This is a genomic window from Micromonospora sp. PTRAS2, assembly GCF_054052245.1.
Genome location: NZ_JBSWBU010000004.1, coordinates 1 through 16,897 on the forward strand (window position 1 = coordinate 1; position 16,897 = coordinate 16,897).

The 16,897-nt window shown below is 73.7% G+C and carries 12 protein-coding genes; 7 read left to right on the forward strand and 5 right to left on the reverse strand.

All coding sequences use genetic code 11. The annotated features are described in order from the left end of the window. Positions 1-106 precede the first annotated feature (106 nt). Positions 107-787, reverse strand: coding sequence for a hypothetical protein (locus tag ACVMYR_RS14995; protein ID WP_077938706.1), 681 nt, complete (start codon positions 785-787; stop codon positions 107-109). Positions 788-856: 69 nt separating this feature from the next. On the opposite strand from ACVMYR_RS14995, the gene ACVMYR_RS15000 reads away from it, so the two are divergent. The 3 genes from ACVMYR_RS15000 to ACVMYR_RS15010 all read left to right on the forward strand — a co-directional run bounded on the left by ACVMYR_RS15000 (position 857) and on the right by ACVMYR_RS15010 (position 5,345). Next, positions 857-3,475: a valine--tRNA ligase gene (locus ACVMYR_RS15000; RefSeq protein ID WP_043966699.1), complete on the forward strand. Its 2,619-nt coding sequence runs from the start codon at positions 857-859 to the stop codon at positions 3,473-3,475. 101 nt (positions 3,476-3,576) lie between these two features. After that, positions 3,577-4,848, forward strand: coding sequence for a bifunctional folylpolyglutamate synthase/dihydrofolate synthase (locus ACVMYR_RS15005; protein ID WP_228986781.1), 1,272 nt, complete (start codon positions 3,577-3,579; stop codon positions 4,846-4,848). Then, complete coding sequence (locus ACVMYR_RS15010; protein WP_431893427.1) at positions 4,845-5,345, forward strand: DUF4233 domain-containing protein; 501 nt, start codon at positions 4,845-4,847, stop codon at positions 5,343-5,345. The genes ACVMYR_RS15005 and ACVMYR_RS15010 overlap by 4 nt, the downstream gene beginning before the upstream one ends. Positions 5,346-5,415: 70 nt before the next feature. Here ACVMYR_RS15010 and ACVMYR_RS15015 read toward each other — a convergent pair whose 3' ends face one another. Continuing rightward, entirely contained in the window at positions 5,416-6,798 is a 1,383-nt protein-coding gene (locus ACVMYR_RS15015; protein ID WP_431893429.1) for a VOC family protein, read from the reverse strand. Between the two features lie 143 nt (positions 6,799-6,941). Between ACVMYR_RS15015 and ndk the strand changes: the two genes are divergently transcribed. Next, a complete protein-coding gene (ndk, locus tag ACVMYR_RS15020) occupies positions 6,942-7,367 on the forward strand; it encodes a nucleoside-diphosphate kinase (RefSeq protein WP_043966706.1) in 426 nt (141 codons plus the stop codon). 65 nt (positions 7,368-7,432) lie between these two features. Here the strand turns inward: ndk and sigJ are convergent, their stop codons facing one another. Beyond that, complete coding sequence (gene sigJ / locus ACVMYR_RS15025) at positions 7,433-8,473, reverse strand: RNA polymerase sigma factor SigJ (RefSeq protein ID WP_457122061.1); 1,041 nt, start codon at positions 8,471-8,473, stop codon at positions 7,433-7,435. Continuing rightward, positions 8,422-8,862 carry a carboxymuconolactone decarboxylase family protein gene (locus tag ACVMYR_RS15030; protein WP_396787666.1) on the reverse strand — a complete coding sequence of 147 codons (441 nt, stop codon included), beginning with the start codon at positions 8,860-8,862 and terminating at the stop codon, positions 8,422-8,424. The genes sigJ and ACVMYR_RS15030 overlap by 52 nt, the downstream gene beginning before the upstream one ends. A 217-nt stretch (positions 8,863-9,079) precedes the next feature. Between ACVMYR_RS15030 and ACVMYR_RS15035 the strand changes: the two genes are divergently transcribed. The 3 genes from ACVMYR_RS15035 (at position 9,080) to ACVMYR_RS15045 (ending at position 15,238) form a co-directional block, all read left to right on the forward strand. Continuing rightward, a complete protein-coding gene (locus ACVMYR_RS15035) occupies positions 9,080-10,663 on the forward strand; it encodes an alkaline phosphatase D family protein (RefSeq protein ID WP_457122062.1) in 1,584 nt (527 codons plus the stop codon). Positions 10,664-11,024: 361 nt separating this feature from the next. Continuing rightward, positions 11,025-14,198: an isoleucine--tRNA ligase gene (ileS, locus tag ACVMYR_RS15040; RefSeq protein WP_457122063.1), complete on the forward strand. Its 3,174-nt coding sequence runs from the start codon at positions 11,025-11,027 to the stop codon at positions 14,196-14,198. A gap of 338 nt (positions 14,199-14,536) precedes the next feature. Beyond that, complete coding sequence (locus ACVMYR_RS15045; RefSeq protein WP_457122064.1) at positions 14,537-15,238, forward strand: lysophospholipid acyltransferase family protein; 702 nt, start codon at positions 14,537-14,539, stop codon at positions 15,236-15,238. Between the two features lie 85 nt (positions 15,239-15,323). Here the strand turns inward: ACVMYR_RS15045 and ACVMYR_RS15050 are convergent, their stop codons facing one another. Next, positions 15,324-16,793, reverse strand: a complete 1,470-nt coding sequence (locus ACVMYR_RS15050; RefSeq protein ID WP_457122065.1) for a cryptochrome/photolyase family protein — start codon at positions 16,791-16,793, stop codon at positions 15,324-15,326. Positions 16,794-16,897: the final 104 nt, after the last annotated feature.

Genomic DNA, 16,897 nt, shown 5'->3' on the forward strand with positions numbered 1-16,897 from the left:
TAACCGGGGTGGCCCTGAAACGCGTCCGGGGCCAGATGCGGCGACGAACCCGCTTGCCGGAACCGGCCCGGGGAGCCGCCAGCGGATCGCGGATCCCCGGGCGGGATCAGGAGCGCGTCTGGATCCCCTCGCGGATCTGGCGCAGCAGGTCACCGGCGGAGTCCACGGGCCGGCCCGGGAACATCGCCATCGCGACGCTGCCGTGGTCGGCCCAGCCGCAGATCGCGAAGTCACCGCCCTCACCGCTGGTCGTGCCGCACTTCATCACCCCGCCGAACCGGCCGGGGGAGACCTCCCGCAGGCCGGTGACCTTCCCGGTCTCGTCCGTCATGAGGCGGAACAGGGTGTCCAGGTCGCGTTCCGGCTGCCAGAGCAGGGTCGTACCGCCGAAGATGAGCACCGACCGCTTGTCGTCCGCCGGGTCCCGGTAGACGGTGCCGAAGCTGCGGTCCAGGTCGATGTCGGCGGACAACCCGTCGCGCAGGTACTCGGCGGTGCTGCGGGCGCGTTCGCTGTCGTCCCGTCGCAGGCCGGCGACGGTGTCGGGGCTCGACAGCTCGGTGTCCTTCTGCTGCGCCACCCGCCAGCCGGCGATGCCGAGCGCGCCCACCCCCGCGAGGCCGGCCGCCAACACCACCGCGAGGACGATGCGCCGACGCCGGGATCGGGGCGCGCGGCCGGGGCCGTCCTCCGGGTCCTGGTTGCCGAGCCGGATCGGCTCCTCGGTGAGGTCGATCGGCTCGGGCTCGTCGGCGAGCGAACGCTGCGTGAGATGCGCGTCGGACATAGCCGACACCGTACGCGAACAACAGGTGGCGCACGTCAGGTCCTCGGAAGCGCTCCGTAGACTTTGAGGGTGACCGAGAGACTGGATGCCCGACGCCCCGACGCCCCGACCCTGTCCGCCCAGTACCAGCCGGGCGAGGTAGAGCAGCGACGGTACGAGCAGTGGGTAGCCGGCGGCCGGTTCCGGGCGTCGGCCCAGAGCGACAAGCCCCCGTTCACCGTGGTCATCCCCCCGCCGAACGTCACCGGCTCGCTGCACATGGGCCACGCGTTCGAGCACACGCTGATGGACGCGCTGACCCGGCGCAAGCGGATGCAGGGCTACGAGGCGCTGTGGCTGCCGGGCATGGACCACGCCGGCATCGCCACCCAGAACCTGGTGGAGCGGCAGCTCGCGGGGGAGGGCCTGTCCCGCCACGACCTGGGCCGCGAGAAGTTCGTCGAGCGGGTGTGGCAGTGGAAGGCCGAGTCCGGCGGCGCGATCCTCGGCCAGATGCGTCGCCTCGGCGACGCCGTCGACTGGGACCGGGAGCGTTTCACCATGGACGCCGGCCTCTCCCGGGCCGTGCAGACCATGTTCAAGAAGCTCTTCGACGACGGGCTGATCTACCGCGCCAACCGGATCATCAACTGGTGCCCGCGCTGCCTGACGGCCCTGTCCGACATCGAGGTCGAGCACACCGACGACGACGGCGAGCTGGTCTCGATCCGATACTCGGCCGACGTGGTGGTCGCCACCACCCGGGCCGAGACGATGCTCGGTGACACCGCCGTGGCGGTGCACCCCGACGACGAGCGGTACCAGCACCTGATCGGCACCGAGGTCGAGGTGCCGCTGACCGGCCGGCGGATCCCGATCGTGGCCGACGAGCACGTCGACCCGGCCTTCGGCACGGGCATGGTGAAGGTGACCCCGGCGCACGACCCGAACGACTTCGAGATCGGCCAGCGGCACGGCCTGCCGGCCCTGGCGATCATGGACGAGCGCGGGGTGATCACCGCCCACGGCCCGTTCCAGGGCCTGGACCGCTACGAGGCCCGGCCGGCGATCGTGGCCGCGCTGCGCGAGCAGGGCCTGATCGTGGCCGAGAAGCGGCCGTACGTGCACGCCGTCGGTCACTGCTCCCGGTGCAAGACCACGGTCGAGCCGCGGCTGTCGCTGCAGTGGTTCGTCAACACCGGCCCGCTGGCGAAGGCGGCCGGTGACGCGGTGCGCGACGGCCGGGTGAAGATCGAGCCGGCCGAGCTGGCCAAGCGCTACTTCGCGTGGGTCGACAACATGCACGACTGGTGCATCTCCCGCCAGCTGTGGTGGGGCCACCGCATCCCCGTCTGGTACGGCCCGGACGGCGAGATCGTCTGCGTCGGCCCCGACGAGGAGCCGCCGACCGGCGCGGGCTGGCACCAGGACGAGGACGTCCTGGACACCTGGTTCTCCAGCGGGCTGTGGCCGTTCTCCACGCTCGGCTGGCCCGAGCAGACGCCGGACCTGGCGAAGTTCTATCCGACCAGCGTCCTGGTCACCGGCTACGACATCCTGTTCTTCTGGGTCGCCCGGATGATGATGTTCGGCCTCTACGCGATGGACGGCCGGCAGCCGTTCGACGTCGTCGCCCTGCACGGCATGGTGCGCGACGAGCACGGCAAGAAGATGTCGAAGTCGTTCGGCAACGTGGTCGACCCGCTGGACTGGATCGACCGGTTCGGCGCCGACGCGACCCGGTTCACCCTCGCCCGGGGCGCCAACCCCGGCCAGGACGTCCCGGTCAGCGAGGACTGGTGCCAGGGCTCCCGCAACTTCTGCAACAAGCTCTGGAACGCCACCCGCTTCGCGCTGATGAACGGCGCGCACGTCGACGGGCCGCTGCCGGCCGCCGGGGAGCTCTCCACCGTCGACCGGTGGATCCTGTCCCGGCTGGCGCACGTCACCGCCGAGGTGGACGAGCAGTTCGAGGCGTACGAGTTCGCGAAGGTCTGTGACCTGCTCTACCACTTCGCGTGGGACGACGTCTGCGACTGGTACGTGGAGTTGAGCAAGCCGGTGCTCGCCGAGGGTGGGCCGGGGGCCGACGCCACCCGCCGGGTGCTCGGGCACGTGCTCGACCAGCTGCTGCGGCTGCTGCACCCGGTGATCCCGTTCGTCACCGACGAGCTGTGGATCGCCCTCACCGGCGGGGAGACGGTCATGACGGCCGCCTGGCCGGCTGCCGACCGTACCGGAATCGACGACGCCGCGGAGGGCGAAGTCGGCACCGTCCAGCGGGTGGTGACCGAGATCCGGCGCTTCCGGTCCGACCAGGGCCTGCGGCCCACCCAGCGGGTGGTCGCGCGGCTCGACGGCCTGGCCGGCGCGGGCATCGCGGGCCACGAGCGGCTGATCCGGTCGCTGGTCCGGCTCGACCCGCCCGCCGACGACTTCCAGGCCAGCGCCACGCTCGCCATGCCCGGCGAGGTGAGCGTCGCGCTGGACACCCGCGGGTCGATCGACGTGGCCGCCGAGCGGGCCCGGCTCACCAAGGACCGGGCGGCGGCCGAGAAGGAGGTCGCCCAGGCCCGGGCGAAGCTCGACAACCCGGCGTTCGTGGGGAAGGCCCCGGAGCCGGTGGTCGCCAAGATCCGCGAGCGGCTGGCCACCGCCGAGGCCGACCTGGTCCGCATCGACGCCGCTCTGGAGGCGCTGCCCTCGTGACCGACCGCACCGACCGCACCGACCGCGCCCGTGGGGGCGACGGTGGCCGCACCGAGTTCGCCGAGGTGGAGGCCGCGCTCAACGGGCGCGGCTTCACCCGCATGCACTTCGAGCTGGACCGCATCGAGACGCTGCTCGACCTGCTCGGCAGCCCGCAGCGGGCGTACCCGTCGATCCACCTCACCGGGACCAACGGCAAGACCTCGACCGCCCGGATGATCGACTCGCTGCTGCGGGCGTTCGGGCTGCACACCGGCCGCTACACCAGCCCGCACCTGGAGAGCGTCCGCGAGCGGATCAGCCTCGACGGGGAGCCGGTCGGCGAGGACCGGTTCGTGGCCACGTACCGCGAGATCGCCCCCCTGGCCGAGCTGGTCGACCAGCGCTCCGCCGAGCCGCTGACGTACTTCGACATGACGACGGCCCTGGCGTTCGCGACGTTCGCCGACGCCCCGGTGGACGTCGCCGTGGTCGAGGTGGGGCTCGGCGGCGCGGAGGACGCCACGAACGTGATCCAGGCCGGGGTGGCGGTGCTCACCCCGATCGGGCTCGACCACACCGAGTGGCTGGGCGACACGCTCCAGGACATCGCCCTGCACAAGGCCGGAATCATCCACAAGGGGGCCACGGTGGTCTGCGCGGCGCAGGAGGAAGAGGCCGCCCGGCCGATCCTGGAGCGCTGCGCCGAGGTCGGCGCGACCGTCGCCCGCGAGGGGTCCGAGTTCGGCGTGCTGCGCCGGTCGGTCGCCGTCGGCGGCCAGGTCCTGGACATCCAGGGACTCGGCGGGGTGTACGAGGAGATGTTCGTCCCGCTGCACGGCGCGCACCAGGCGCAGAACGCGGCGGTGGCGCTCGCCGCCGTGGAGGCGTTCCTCGGGGCGGGGGCGAAGCGGCAGCTCGACGTCGAGGCCGTCCGGGAGGGTTTTGCCGCCGTCAGCTCGCCCGGCCGGCTGGAGAAGGTGCGCACCGCCCCGACGATCCTGCTCGACGGCGCGCACAACCCGCACGGGATGGCCGCCACGGTCACCGCGCTGCAGGAGGAGTTCGCGTTCAGCAAGCTCGTCGGCGTGCTCGCCGTCCTCGGCGACAAGGACGCGGCGGGCCTGCTGGAGCTGCTGGAGCCGGTGCTCGACCACCTGGTGGTCACCCGCAACTCCTCGCCCCGCGCGATGCCGGAGCAGGAGCTGGCCGAGCTGGCCCGGGAGGTCTTCGGGGCGGACCGGGTGGAGGTGGCCGAGGAGATGCCCGACGCGATCGAGGCGGCGGTGGCCCAGGCCGAGTCCGACGTGCCCGGCGAACTGGCCGGGGTCGGCGTGCTGATCACCGGCTCGGTGGTGACCGTGGCCGACGCCCGCCGGCTGCTCAAGCGATGACGTCCCCCAGGGACCCCTCGTCGCCGGCCGGGCCCGGCCGGTCCGGCGCGGACGCGAACGACGGGGCGGGCTCGGGCGGCGACGGGCTGGGCTCGGGCGGCGACACTGCGGGTGCGGGCGGGGACGGGGGCTCGGGCGGCGAGACGGCGGGGCAGCGGCGGTCCGGGCTGCGTAACCCCGCGGGGGCCGTGCGTGGCCTCGGGGCGGGGACGCTGGGCCTGGAGGCGCTGGTGCTGCTGCTCGCCATCCAGCCGATCCGGGTGGTCGGCGGCGAGCTCAGCGGCGCGGCCGTCGCGGTGATCGTGTTGTTGGCCGTGGCGGCGGTGGCGCTCGCCGGCATGATGCGCCGCCCGTGGGCGTGGCACGCCGGCACCGTGCTCCAGGGGGCGCTGATGCTCGCCGGGCTGCTGCACTGGTCGCTGCTGGCGCTCGGCATCATCTTCGCGTTGGTCTGGGGCTACGCCCTGCACGTGCGCCGGGTGATCCTCGGCCGCTGAGCCGCCGGTGGGTGTTAAGAAGGGCCCCCTGCTCTACCGAATGCGTTAACAGGGGGCCCTTCCTTGCGCCTCAGGCGTCGGCGCGGGTGCGCCACTGGGTGAGGGCCACGCCGTGGCCGTCCGGGTCGCGGAACGCCGCCGCCCACACCTCCAGCTTGGTGCCCCGGTTGACGACCCGGGGGGCGTAGGTGAAGCGGACGCCGGAGTCGCGCATCCGCTCGTACGCGCCCTGGATGTCGTCGACCTCCAGGTTGACGTGGACGAGGCGGCGGCTCATGGGGGCGGCACCGGCGACCTCGCGCAGCACCAGCCGGGTCGCCCCGGAGGCGAGCACGGCGTTGCCGGAGCCCCGGTCGACCTCGGTGAAGCCGAGCGTGTCCCGGTAGAACTCCAGCGAGCGGCCCAGGTCGGTGACCAGCAGGGTGATGCCGACGCCGCTGATCGGGGCGGCGGCGTCGGCCGGCTCGGCCTCCGGGTCGTAGCCGAAGATCGCCTCGTCCAGCTCGGCCTGGTCCAGGGGCGCCGGCCGGGTGCCCGGGTCGTCCAGCGGCACGTCGATCGGGTCGAGGGAGGGGCGCGCGTCGACCGGGTCGGCGGGCGCGGGGCCCGCGTCGATGGTCTCCACCGGCACCGTCGGTTCGAACCGCTCGTCGGCCGGGTCGAACCGTTCCTCGGTCGCCGCGAAGCGCTCCTCGGCCGGGGAACGGGGGGCCGGGGTCGCCCGGCGGGGCAACTGGCCGGCGCTCGGCTCCACCAGCGTCCCCTCCAGCACGACCGGTCCGCCGGGGCGGTGGTGCATCACGACGGGCTCCCGGTCCTCCGGCAGCGGGCCGAGGTCGTCGTGCAGCGGGTGGAGGTCGTCGCGCAGCGGGTCGGGTGCCGACGGGTCGCGCGGGTCGTCGTGGTAGTCGTCGTCCGGGCCCCGGTCGGCCCACGGCGGCGCCTCCTGCCCGATGAGCACCTCGTCGACCGGGTCGGGGCCGCCGAACTCGGGCGGCAGGTCGGCGGCCGCCGCGGCGGCGGTCTCCGCGTGGGTGGGCACGTCGTCCCAGAGGACCCGGACGTGGCGCTGGTCGTCCAGGGCCACCCGGATCGGCAGGGACTGGCCGACCGACGGCCACTTCGCCACCGGCACCCTCGGCTCGATGATCTTTTTCGACCGGGGCGGCATGCCCGGCGCGTCGATGACCAGTTGCAGCTCGCAGCGGCCGAACGCATACGTGGTGGGGGGCTCGGAGGCGCTGTGCACGTGCCCGACGCCGACGACCCAGGTGCGCCCGCCGCCGCGCACGGTGGCCAGCGCGATCGCCAGCACCACCAGCGCCACGCCGAGCGCCACGATCGCCCAGCTGGTCATGCCCAGCCCGAACAGGACCACGAAGGTCGCCACGGTGCCGAGCACCGCGGCGATGAGCTTGCGTACCGGCGCGATGGGTCGGTTCCCGTTAGCCACAGTGGACCTCCCTGGAGTCAAGGGCCAGGCTAGGCCGGATCGGCGACCCAGGGAAAGAGCAGCCGCCGCGCCGGCGCCGGGACCGGGTCGCTAGGCTGACCGTACCCAGCCGAGCCGCCTTCCGCGCACAGGAGGAACCCAGCGTGTCCAGCAGCAGCCCGGACGAGCGCACCCTCGTCCTGATCAAGCCCGACGCGGTCCGCCGTGGCCTGGTCGGCGAGATCCTCTCCCGCTTCGAGCGCAAGGGCCTGCGGATCGACGCCATGGTGTCCCGGACGATGGACGGCGACTTCGCCGACCAGCACTACGCCGAGCACGTCGACAAGCCGTTCTACCCGCCGCTGAAGGGCTTCATGACCGGCGGCCCGCTGGTGGCGCTCGTGCTCGCCGGCGACCAGGTCATCGAGGTCGTGCGCGGCATGATCGGCAGCACCGACGGTCGCCGGGCCGCCGCCGGCACCATCCGCGGCGACTTCTCCCTGTCCAACCGGGAGAACCTGGTGCACGCCTCCGACTCGACCGACAGCGCCAAGCGCGAGATCGCGCTCTGGTTCCCCGAGCTGGACTGACGGGTTCCCGAGCCGGACTGACGGGTATCCGACCGGCGGGCGGCGGTGCCGCCCGCCCGGTCGCCTCACGCCGCCAGTCCGGCGAGCTTGTCCGGGTTGCCGACCAGGTAGAGGCCGGTGATCCGGCCGTCGGCGGCGGCCACGGCCAGCGCGTACCGCCGGCCGTCGGGCCAGTGGATGACGACCCCCGGCTGGCCGTTGAGCTCGGTCGGGGCGAGGCGGGGCGGCTGCCGCCTGCGGGGCCCGTGGACGCCGGCGAAGAAGCGGGCGACCCGGTCCGCCCCGCGCACCGGGTTGCGGGCCGACCGGACCCGCCCGCCGCCGTCGCTCCACGCCGTGACGTCGTCGGCCACCAGGGCGGTCAGCCGGGCCAGGTCACCGTCGCGGGCGGCGGCGAGGAACGCGTCGAGCAGCCGCCGCTGCTCGCCCGGGCCCGCGGTGAAGCGGCGGCGGTCCGCGGCGACCCGGTCCGTCGCCCGGTGGTGCAGCTGCCGGCAGTCCGCCGCCGACCGGCCGAGGATCTCGGCGATCTCCGCGAACGGCAGCGCGAACGCGGTGCGCAGCACGTAGACGGCGCGCTCCGGCGCGGTCAGCCGTTCCAGCAGGTGCAGCAGCGCCAGCGAGAGCGAGTCGCGCAGCTCCGCGTGCTCGGGTGGCCCGAAGGGCGGTTCGGCCGGCGGCCCGAAGGGCGAGGGCGCGGTGGCCACCGGCTCGGGCAGCCACGGACCGACGTACGTCTCCCGGGCCGCCTGCCGCGCGCGGAGCCGGTCGATCGCCAGCCGGGTGACCACCCGGGACAGGTAGCGGCGCGGCTCGGCCACGGCCGCCCGGTCGGCGCCGAGCCACCGCAGGTAGGCGTCCTGGAGCACGTCCTCGGCGTCGTGCAGGCTGCCGAGCAGCCGGTACGCCAGCCCGAGCAGCATCGGCCGGTGCGCGTCGAGCGCGCCGGCCGCCCCCGTCGCGTCGGCTGCCGTCGCCCGGCCCGGCTCCGCCGGCGGAAGCGGCGCGCGGCCGGGCCCGCACCCGCTCCCGGCCAGCCGCGCCCCCGGTGCCGTCACTCGTGCGTCGAGGGGCGGCGTCGGGTGGCCGCCACGATCCGGTTCCACACGTTGATGGTGGCGATCGCGACCGTCAGGTCCGCCAACTCCTTGTCCGACCACACCTTCGCGGCGGCGTCCCACACGTCGTCGGGCACCCCGTGCTCGCCGAGGCGGGTGAGCGCGTCGGTGAGCGCGAGCGCGGTGCGTTCCCGCTCGTCGAAGAAGGGCGCCTCCCGCCAGGCGGCCACGGCGAACAGCCGCCGGCTGGACTCGCCCGCCGCGAGCGCCTCCCGGCTGTGCATGTCCACGCAGAACGCGCAGCCGTTCAGCATGGACGCCCGGAGCTTCACCAGCTCCAGCACCGTGTGGTCGACGTTGTCCCGGGCGTAGCGCTCCAGCCCGGACACCGCCCGGTAGGCCTCCGGCGCCACCGCCGTCAGGTCGATCCGGCTCATCGTGCCTCCCATCGTCGTGAGCATGCACCCGTCACGACGGTCGGCGAGGGCCCGGATGTGACGGCTCGCGGTGTGACGCGCGTCATCCCGGCGGCGCGCGGGGGCACGGCGCCCCCGACTGGTCAGTCGGCCTTCCCCCGCCGGTCATCCGGCCCGCCGCGACAGCACACCTGCCCCCGGTACACCACTGGTGACCAACTTCCCGTGGAGGGGACAGATGACTTCTCTCGACCGACGTACCCTGCTGCGCGCCGGCCTCGCGACCGGGGCGGGCCTGGCCGGCGGCGCCCTGTTCGGCGCGGCCGGCGCCCAGGCCACCGGCGCCGGGGCGACCCCGCCGGCAGGCGCGCCCGCCTGGCGGCCCTCCGGCCGGCCCGTGCTCACCCACGGCGTGCAGAGCGGCGACGTCACGGCCGACTCGGCGCTGGTGTGGACCCGCGCCGACCGGCCGGGCCGGATGTGGGTGGAGGTGAGCCGCCGGCCCGACCTGCGCGGCGCGCGGCTGCTGCGCGGCCCGGTGCTCGACCCGTCCGCCGACCACACCGGCCGGGTGCGGGTGCGCGGCCTGCCGTGCGGCGAGCGGCTGCACTATCGGGTGTCGGTGGAGAGCCTGGACCGGCACGGAGTGCGCAGCGAGCCGCTGGTCGGCTCGTTCGCCACCGCGCCCGGCGCGCACGGCCGGCGGGGCGTGCGGTTCGTCTGGACCGGCGACATCGCCGGGCAGGGGTGGGGCATCGCCCCCGACTTCGGCGGGATGCGGATCTTCCAGGCGATGCGGTCCGTCCGCCCCGACTTCTTCCTGTGCAGCGGCGACACCGTGTACGCCGACGGGCCGCTCGCCGAGACGGTGACGCTGCCCGACGGCCGGATCTGGCGCAACCTGGTCACCCCGGAGAAGAGCAAGGTCGCCGAGACCCTCGCCGAGTACCGGGGGCAGTTCGCGTACAACCTGCTCGACGAGCACCTGCGGGCGTTCGTCGCCGAGGTGCCGCAGGTCAACCAGTGGGACGACCACGAGGTGACCAACAACTGGTATCCCGGCGAGGTCCTGGCCGACGCCCGGTACACCGAGCAGCGGGTGGACGTGCTCGCCGCGCGGGCCCGGCAGGCGTTCGGCGAGTGGCTGCCGGTGCCGGCGGGCGGGCCGCTGTACCGGAAGCTGTCGTACGGGCCGCTGCTGGACGTGTTCGTGCTGGACATGCGCACCTACAAGGACCCCAACGACGGCAACACGTACGCCGACCCGGAGCGTGGCCTGCTCGGCCGGGAGCAGCGGGCGTGGCTGGTCCGGGAGCTGAAGCGGTCCCGGGCGACGTGGAAGGTGATCGCCAACGACCTGCCGATCGGCCTGGTGGTGCCGGACGGGTCGGCGCAGGAGGGCGTGGCGCAGGGCGACCCCGGCGCGCCCGCCGGGCGGGAGCTGGAGTTCGCCGAGGTGCTGGGCTCGGCGCACCGGGCCGGGGTGACCGGGATCGTGTTCCTCACGGCCGACGTGCACTACACGGCGGCGCACCACTACGACCCGGCGCGGGCGGCGGTGGCGGACTTCACCCCGTTCTGGGAGTTCGTCTCCGGGCCGGCGCACGCGGGCGCGTTCGGGCCGAACGCCCTGGACGGCACGTTCGGCCCGAAGGCGGTCTTCGTCAACGCCCCGCCGCGGGCGAACACGTCGCCGGCCGAGGGCTTCCAGCACTTCGGCGAGGTGGCCATCGACGGGGAGTCGGGCGCGTTCACGGTGCACCTGCGCGACCGCGACGGGGCGTCGCTCTGGACCACCACCCTGCCCGCCCCGGGCCGCTGACCTGATCCCGACCCGGTCCGCGGGCGGTTGCCGTGGTGCGCGAGACGGTAACCGCCCGGGGCCGGGCGGGGCAGTTAAGTCGGCGGCGGGCGCCGCCGCCGATCGCGTATCCTTGACCCTCAGTAAGGCGACGACCCGGCCATCACCGGTGAGCCTCCGGAAGAACAGCCGGCGCAACCCGGCCCAGTAGAACCGGACGGGTCCGGCCCGTCACAGCCGGCAACGAGCGGGCGGTCGATCCTGGCCGCCAAGCGGGGTGGTACCGCGGGCCTTCCCCGGCGCGCCGGTGACGGCGTACCGGAAAAGGGCTCGTCCTCGCAGACCCACAGTTGAGTGAGCTGCGCGAGGAGAGCGACCCCCGATGGCCTATCCGTTGCACGACCCGACCGCCGCCGGCGTCCCGGCGAGCCCCGACCTGCCCGCGGTCGAGCGCCGGGTGCTGGAGCACTGGGCGGCCGACAAGACCTTCGAGGCGTCCGTCGAGGCCCGCCCCGCCGGGGACGACGGCAAGAACGAGTACGTCTTCTACGACGGCCCGCCGTTCGCCAACGGCCTGCCGCACTACGGCCACCTCTTCACCGGGTACGTCAAGGACGCGGTGCCCCGCTACCAGACCATGCGGGGCCGGCACGTCGAGCGGCGCTTCGGCTGGGACTGCCACGGCCTGCCCGCCGAGGTCGTCGCCGAGAAGCAGCTCGGCATCACCAGCAAGGCGGAGATCCTCGACCTCGGCGTGGCCCGGTTCAACGAGGCGTGCCGCACCTCGGTGCTGGAGTTCACCCAGGACTGGGAGCGGTACGTCACCCGGCAGGCCCGCTGGGTCGACTTCGCCAACGACTACAAGACCCTCGACCTGGACTACATGGAAAGCGTCATGTGGGCCTTCAAGACCCTGCACGACAAGGGCCTGGTCTACGAGGGCTTCCGGGTGCTCGCGTACTGCTGGCGGTGCGAGACCCCGCTGTCGAACACCGAGACCCGGATGGACGACGTCTACAAGGACCGGCACGACCCCACGCTGACCGTGTGGTTCGAGCTGACCGCCGACGACGCCGCCCCCGAGCTGCTGCGCGGGCCGGTCCGGCTGGGCGTGTGGACCACCACGCCGTGGACGCTGCCGTCGAACCTGGCGCTCGCCGTCGGCCCCGACATCGAGTACGCGGTGCTGGAGCGCGACGGCGACCGGTTCGTCGTGGGCGCGGCGCGGCTGGGCGCGTACGCGAAGGAGCTGGAGGGGTACGAGCAGCTCGGGACCGTGTACGGCCGCGACCTGGTCGGCCGCCGCTACACCCCGCTGTACGACTTCCTGGTCTCCCGGGCCGGCGAGAACGCGTACCAGGTGCTCGGGGCCGAGTTCGTCACCACCGAGGACGGCACCGGGATCGTGCACCTCGCCCCCGCCTTCGGCGAGGACGACCAGAACGTCTGCAACGCCGCCGGCATCCCGACCGTCGTCACCGTCGACGACCACACCCGGTTCACCGCGCTCGTGCCGCCGTACCAGGGCGAGCAGGTCTTCGACGTCAACAAGCCGGTGATCCGGGAGCTGAAGGAGCGGGGGGTGGTGCTGCGGCAGGACACCTACACCCACTCCTACCCGCACTGCTGGCGCTGCGACACGCCGCTGGTCTACAAGGCGGTGTCGTCGTGGTTCGTGGCGGTGACGCAGTTCAAGGACCGGATGGTCGAGCTGAACCAGCAGATCAACTGGACGCCGGGCCACATCAAGGACGGCTCGTTCGGCAAGTGGCTGGCCAACGCCCGGGACTGGTCGATCAGCCGCAACCGGTTCTGGGGCTCGCCGATCCCGGTGTGGAAGTCCGACGACCCGAACTACCCGCGCCTCGACGTCTACGGCTCGCTCGACGAGATCGAGCGGGACTTCGGCGTACGCCTGACCGACCTGCACCGGCCGGCGGTCGACGACCTGGTGCGCCCCAACCCGGACGACCCGACGGGCAGGTCGACGATGCGCCGGGTGCCGGAGGTGCTGGACTGCTGGTTCGAGTCCGGCTCGATGCCGTTCGCCCAGGTGCACTACCCGTTCGAGAACCGTGACTGGTTCGAGCACCACTACCCGGGCGACTTCATCGTCGAGTACATCGGGCAGACCCGCGGCTGGTTCTACACCATGCACGTGCTGGCCACGGCGCTGTTCGACCGGCCGGCGTTCCGCAACTGCCTCAGCCACGGCATCCTGCTCGGCTCCGACGGGCGCAAGATGTCCAAGAGCCTGCGCAACTACCCGGACGTCTACCACGTCTTCGACTCGTACGGCTCCGACGCGATGCGCTGGATGCTGATGTCGTCGCCGGTGCTGCGCGGCGGGGACATGCCGGTCACCGAGGGGTCGATCCGCGACGCCGTCCGGCAGGTGCTGCTGCCGCTGTGGAACGTGTGGTACTTCTTCTCGCTCTACGCCAACGCCGACGGCTACACGGCGAAGCGGCGGGTGGACTCCACCCACCTGCTCGACCGGTACGTGCTGGCGAAGACGAACGAGCTGGTCGCCACGGCGCAGGCGCAGCTCGACGCGTACGACATCTCGGGGGCCTGCGCGACGGTCCGGTCGTTCCTCGACGCGCTGACCAACTGGTACGTCCGCCGGTCCCGCGACCGGTTCTGGTCCGGCGACGCCGACGCGTTCGACACGCTCTGGACGGTGCTGGAGACGCTGTGCCGGGTGGTGGCGCCGCTGGCGCCGCTGACCGCCGAGGAGATCTGGCGTGGCCTCACCGGCGAGCGGTCGGTGCACCTGACCGACTGGCCGGCGGCCGAGGAGTTCCCCGCCGACCACGACCTCGTCGCGGCGATGGACGCCGTCCGGGACGTCTGCTCGGCGGCGCTGTCGCTGCGCAAGGCCAAGGGGCTGCGGGTGCGGCTGCCGCTGTCGAAGCTGACCGTGGCCTCGCCGGTGGCGGCGCAGCTGCGCCCGTTCGCCGACCTGGTCGCCGACGAGGTCAACGTGAAGGTCGTGGAGTTCTCCGAGGAGGTCACCAGCTACTGCCAGCAGGTGCTGACCGTGGTGCCCCGGGCGCTCGGGCCCCGCGTCGGCAAGCAGGTACAGCAGGTGATCAAGGCGGTCAAGGCGGGCGAGTGGGAGCTGGTCGACGGCGCCCCCGTCGCCGCCGGGGTCACCCTCGCCGAGGGCGAGTACGAGCTGCGCCTGGTCGCCGCCGACGCCGAGCACTCCGCGCCGCTGCCCGGCGGCGAGGGCGTGGTCGTGCTCGACACGGAGGTCACCCCGGAGCTGGCCGCCGAAGGGCTGGCCCGCGACGTGGTGCGGGTGGTGCAGCAGGCCCGCCGCGACGCCGACCTGGACGTGTCGGACCGGATCGCGCTGACGCTGTCGGCGTCGGCGGAGGTCCGGGCGGCGGTGGCGGCCTACCGGGACTTCGTGGCCCGCGAGGTGCTCGCCGACTCGATCGAGGTGGTGGCGGAGGACGCCGACCTCGCCGACCGGGCCGACCGGCCCGGCTTCGCCGGCGAGGTCGGCGACGGCGACCGCGTGACGGTCGCGGTGCGCCGCGCCTGAGGTGTAAGGAGGGGCCCCCTGTTAACGCTTTCTGTATAGGAAGGGGCCCCTCCTAACTGCCCCGGGCCGCGTCGTGTGACGGCCCGGGGCGGTGCCGGCCATCGGCTGCGGCGTCCATCGAACGGTCGCGGCGGCAAGGAAAGGTCGGGGCGGCCAGGAAGGGTCGCGGCGGCCACGGAGCGGGCGCGGCGGCGACCCGTGCGGGCGGGCTCGACAGCGTCGGCTAACGTGACAACACCCGTGCCAGTACGACCGCCGGTATCGGCCCGACCGCTGGTTACCGGCCCGACCGGCCGTCACCGCACGGCCGCCTGTCCCAGCACGACCCCGGAGGACCAGTGCCGCTGCTCTACACCATCGGCAAGCTCACCGTGGCACCCACGCTCCGGTTGGCGTTCCGACCGACCGTGGAGGGGCTCGAGCACATCCCGGAGACCGGGGGCGCGATCTTCGCCGGCAACCACCTCTCGGTCGCCGACGAGCTGTTCCTCGGCACGGTCGTGCCCCGGCACCTGGCGTTCTGGGCGAAGTCGGAATACTTCAAGGGCACCGGCGTGAAGGGTGCCTTCTCCAAGTTCGTGCTCACCGGCCTGGGGGCGATCCCCGTCGAGCGGGCCGGCGGCCGGGCCGCGCTGTCCGCGTTCGACGCGGCGATCCCGGCCCTGCGGGGCGGCGACCTGGTCGCCGTCTACCCGGAGGGGACCCGCTCGCCCGACGGGCGGCTCTACCGGGGGCGCACCGGCGCTGCCCGGCTGGCCGTAGCGGCCGGCGTGCCGATCATCCCGGTCGGCATGATCGGCACCGACAAGGCCCAGCCGATCGGCGCCCGGGTGCCCCGGCCGGGCAGGTCGAAGATCATCGTCCGGTTCGGCAAGCCGCTGGACTTCACCGGTCGCCCCGACGACCGGACGTCGCTGCGCGAGATGACCGACGAGCTGATGAGCGAGATCCAGAAGCTCACCGGTCAGGAGTACGTCCCGCGCTACGCCCCGCCGCGCGCGAACGCGCCGGTCGCCGGCGAGCCCCCGGCCGGGGCCTGACCCGCCCGAGCACGCCCGGCCTCCCGGGGTCGCGCCGTTTCTACGGCCGTTCCCAAGGGGCGGGTCGGTTCTGCGGGGCGGGTCGTCACGGCGCGTCGTTGCCGCGGCGGCGTTCCTGCGCCACGACCCGGTCGACGTCCGCGAGGCGGTCCAGCTGCTTCATCGTGCGGGCCATCCGGGCGTTCGCCGGGATCCGGTCCCGGTTGCGGTCCAGGAACGCCCAGTACCCCGCCGTGTACGGGCACGCGTCCGCGCCGAGCCGCTTGCGCGGGTCGTACCGGCAGCCGCCGCAGTAGTCGCTCATCCGGTTGACGTACGCGCCGCCGGAGACGTACGGCTTGGTGGTCATCCGGCCCAGGTCGGCGTACTGGCTCATGCCGACCACGTTGGCGGTCATCACCCACTCGTAGCCGTCCACGAAGCGGGTGTGGAACCACTCCACCAGCTCGGCCGGCCGCCAGCCGCGCTGCAGGGCGTAGTTGCCGAGCACCATCAGCCGGGGGATGTGGTGCACCCAGCCGTGGTCGCGCACCCCGGCCAGCACGTCCGACAGGCAGTGCGCCTGCACCGCGTCGGCGTCCAGCTCCTGGAACCAGCCGGGCACCGGGCGGCGGGCCGCGAGCGCGTTGCTGCGCCGCCAACCGGCGTCGAAGTGCCAGTACAGGTGCCAGACGAAGTCCCGCCAGCCCAGGACCTGCCGCACGAAGCCCTCCACGCTGGCCAGCGGCGCGCCCTGGCTCCGGTACGCCTTCTCCGCGCCCCGGATCGCGTCGAGGGGGTCGAGCAGGCCGAGGTTGAACGAGGAGGAGAGCATGCTGTGCGCCAGCCACGGGTCGGTGGAGAGCATCGCGTCCTCGTACGGGCCGAAGGCCGGCAGCCGGTGCCGCAGGAAGTGGCGCAGCCGGGCCTGGGCCTCCTTCGTGGTGGCCGGGAAGCGCCGTGGCCCGTCCCGGCCGACGAACCGGATGCCCTCCCGCTCCCAGCGGTCGAGGTCGGCGCGGACCTCGGCGTCGATGTCGTCCTCCTTCGGCACCGGCGCGGCGGGGACGGCGAGCCTGCCGTCCTTCGGCGGCGGCTCCCGGTTCTCGACGTCCAGGCTCCACCGGCCGCCGACCGGCTCGTCGCCGTCGACCAGCACCCGGTGGTGCTCGCGGGCGAACCGGTAGAACGCCTCCATCCGCAGCGCGCCGCGCCGCCCACCGGCCCACTCGGCGAAGTCGTCCAGGCTGGTGACGAAGCCGCGCGGCGGCAGCACGGTCACCCCGTCCCGCCGCCGGACGAACTCCAGGGCCCGGCGCGAGGTGGGATGACACACCTCGACCGGCTCGCGGACCTTGCGCAGCCCCTCCGCGTACGTCTCGGTGCGCAGGTAGGTGGCCTGCGCACCGAGCTCGGCGGCGCGGTGGCGCAGCGCGGAGAGGATCAGGTGCGCCTTCTGCCGGTGGTAGACGCGGCGGCGGAAGACCGCCTTCGACTCGATCAGCAGGACCGGCTGGCGGCGGTCGTCGAGGAAGTGCGGCCCCAGCTGATCGGCGAAGAGCCAACGCCGCGGCATGCCCCGATTGTGGCCCGGGTCGGCCGCCGTCCGGCCCGGAAGCCGGAAAACCCGAGCACCCGAGACCACCGGCGCGGACCCGCCGCCCGCTGGTCCGCCTCCCG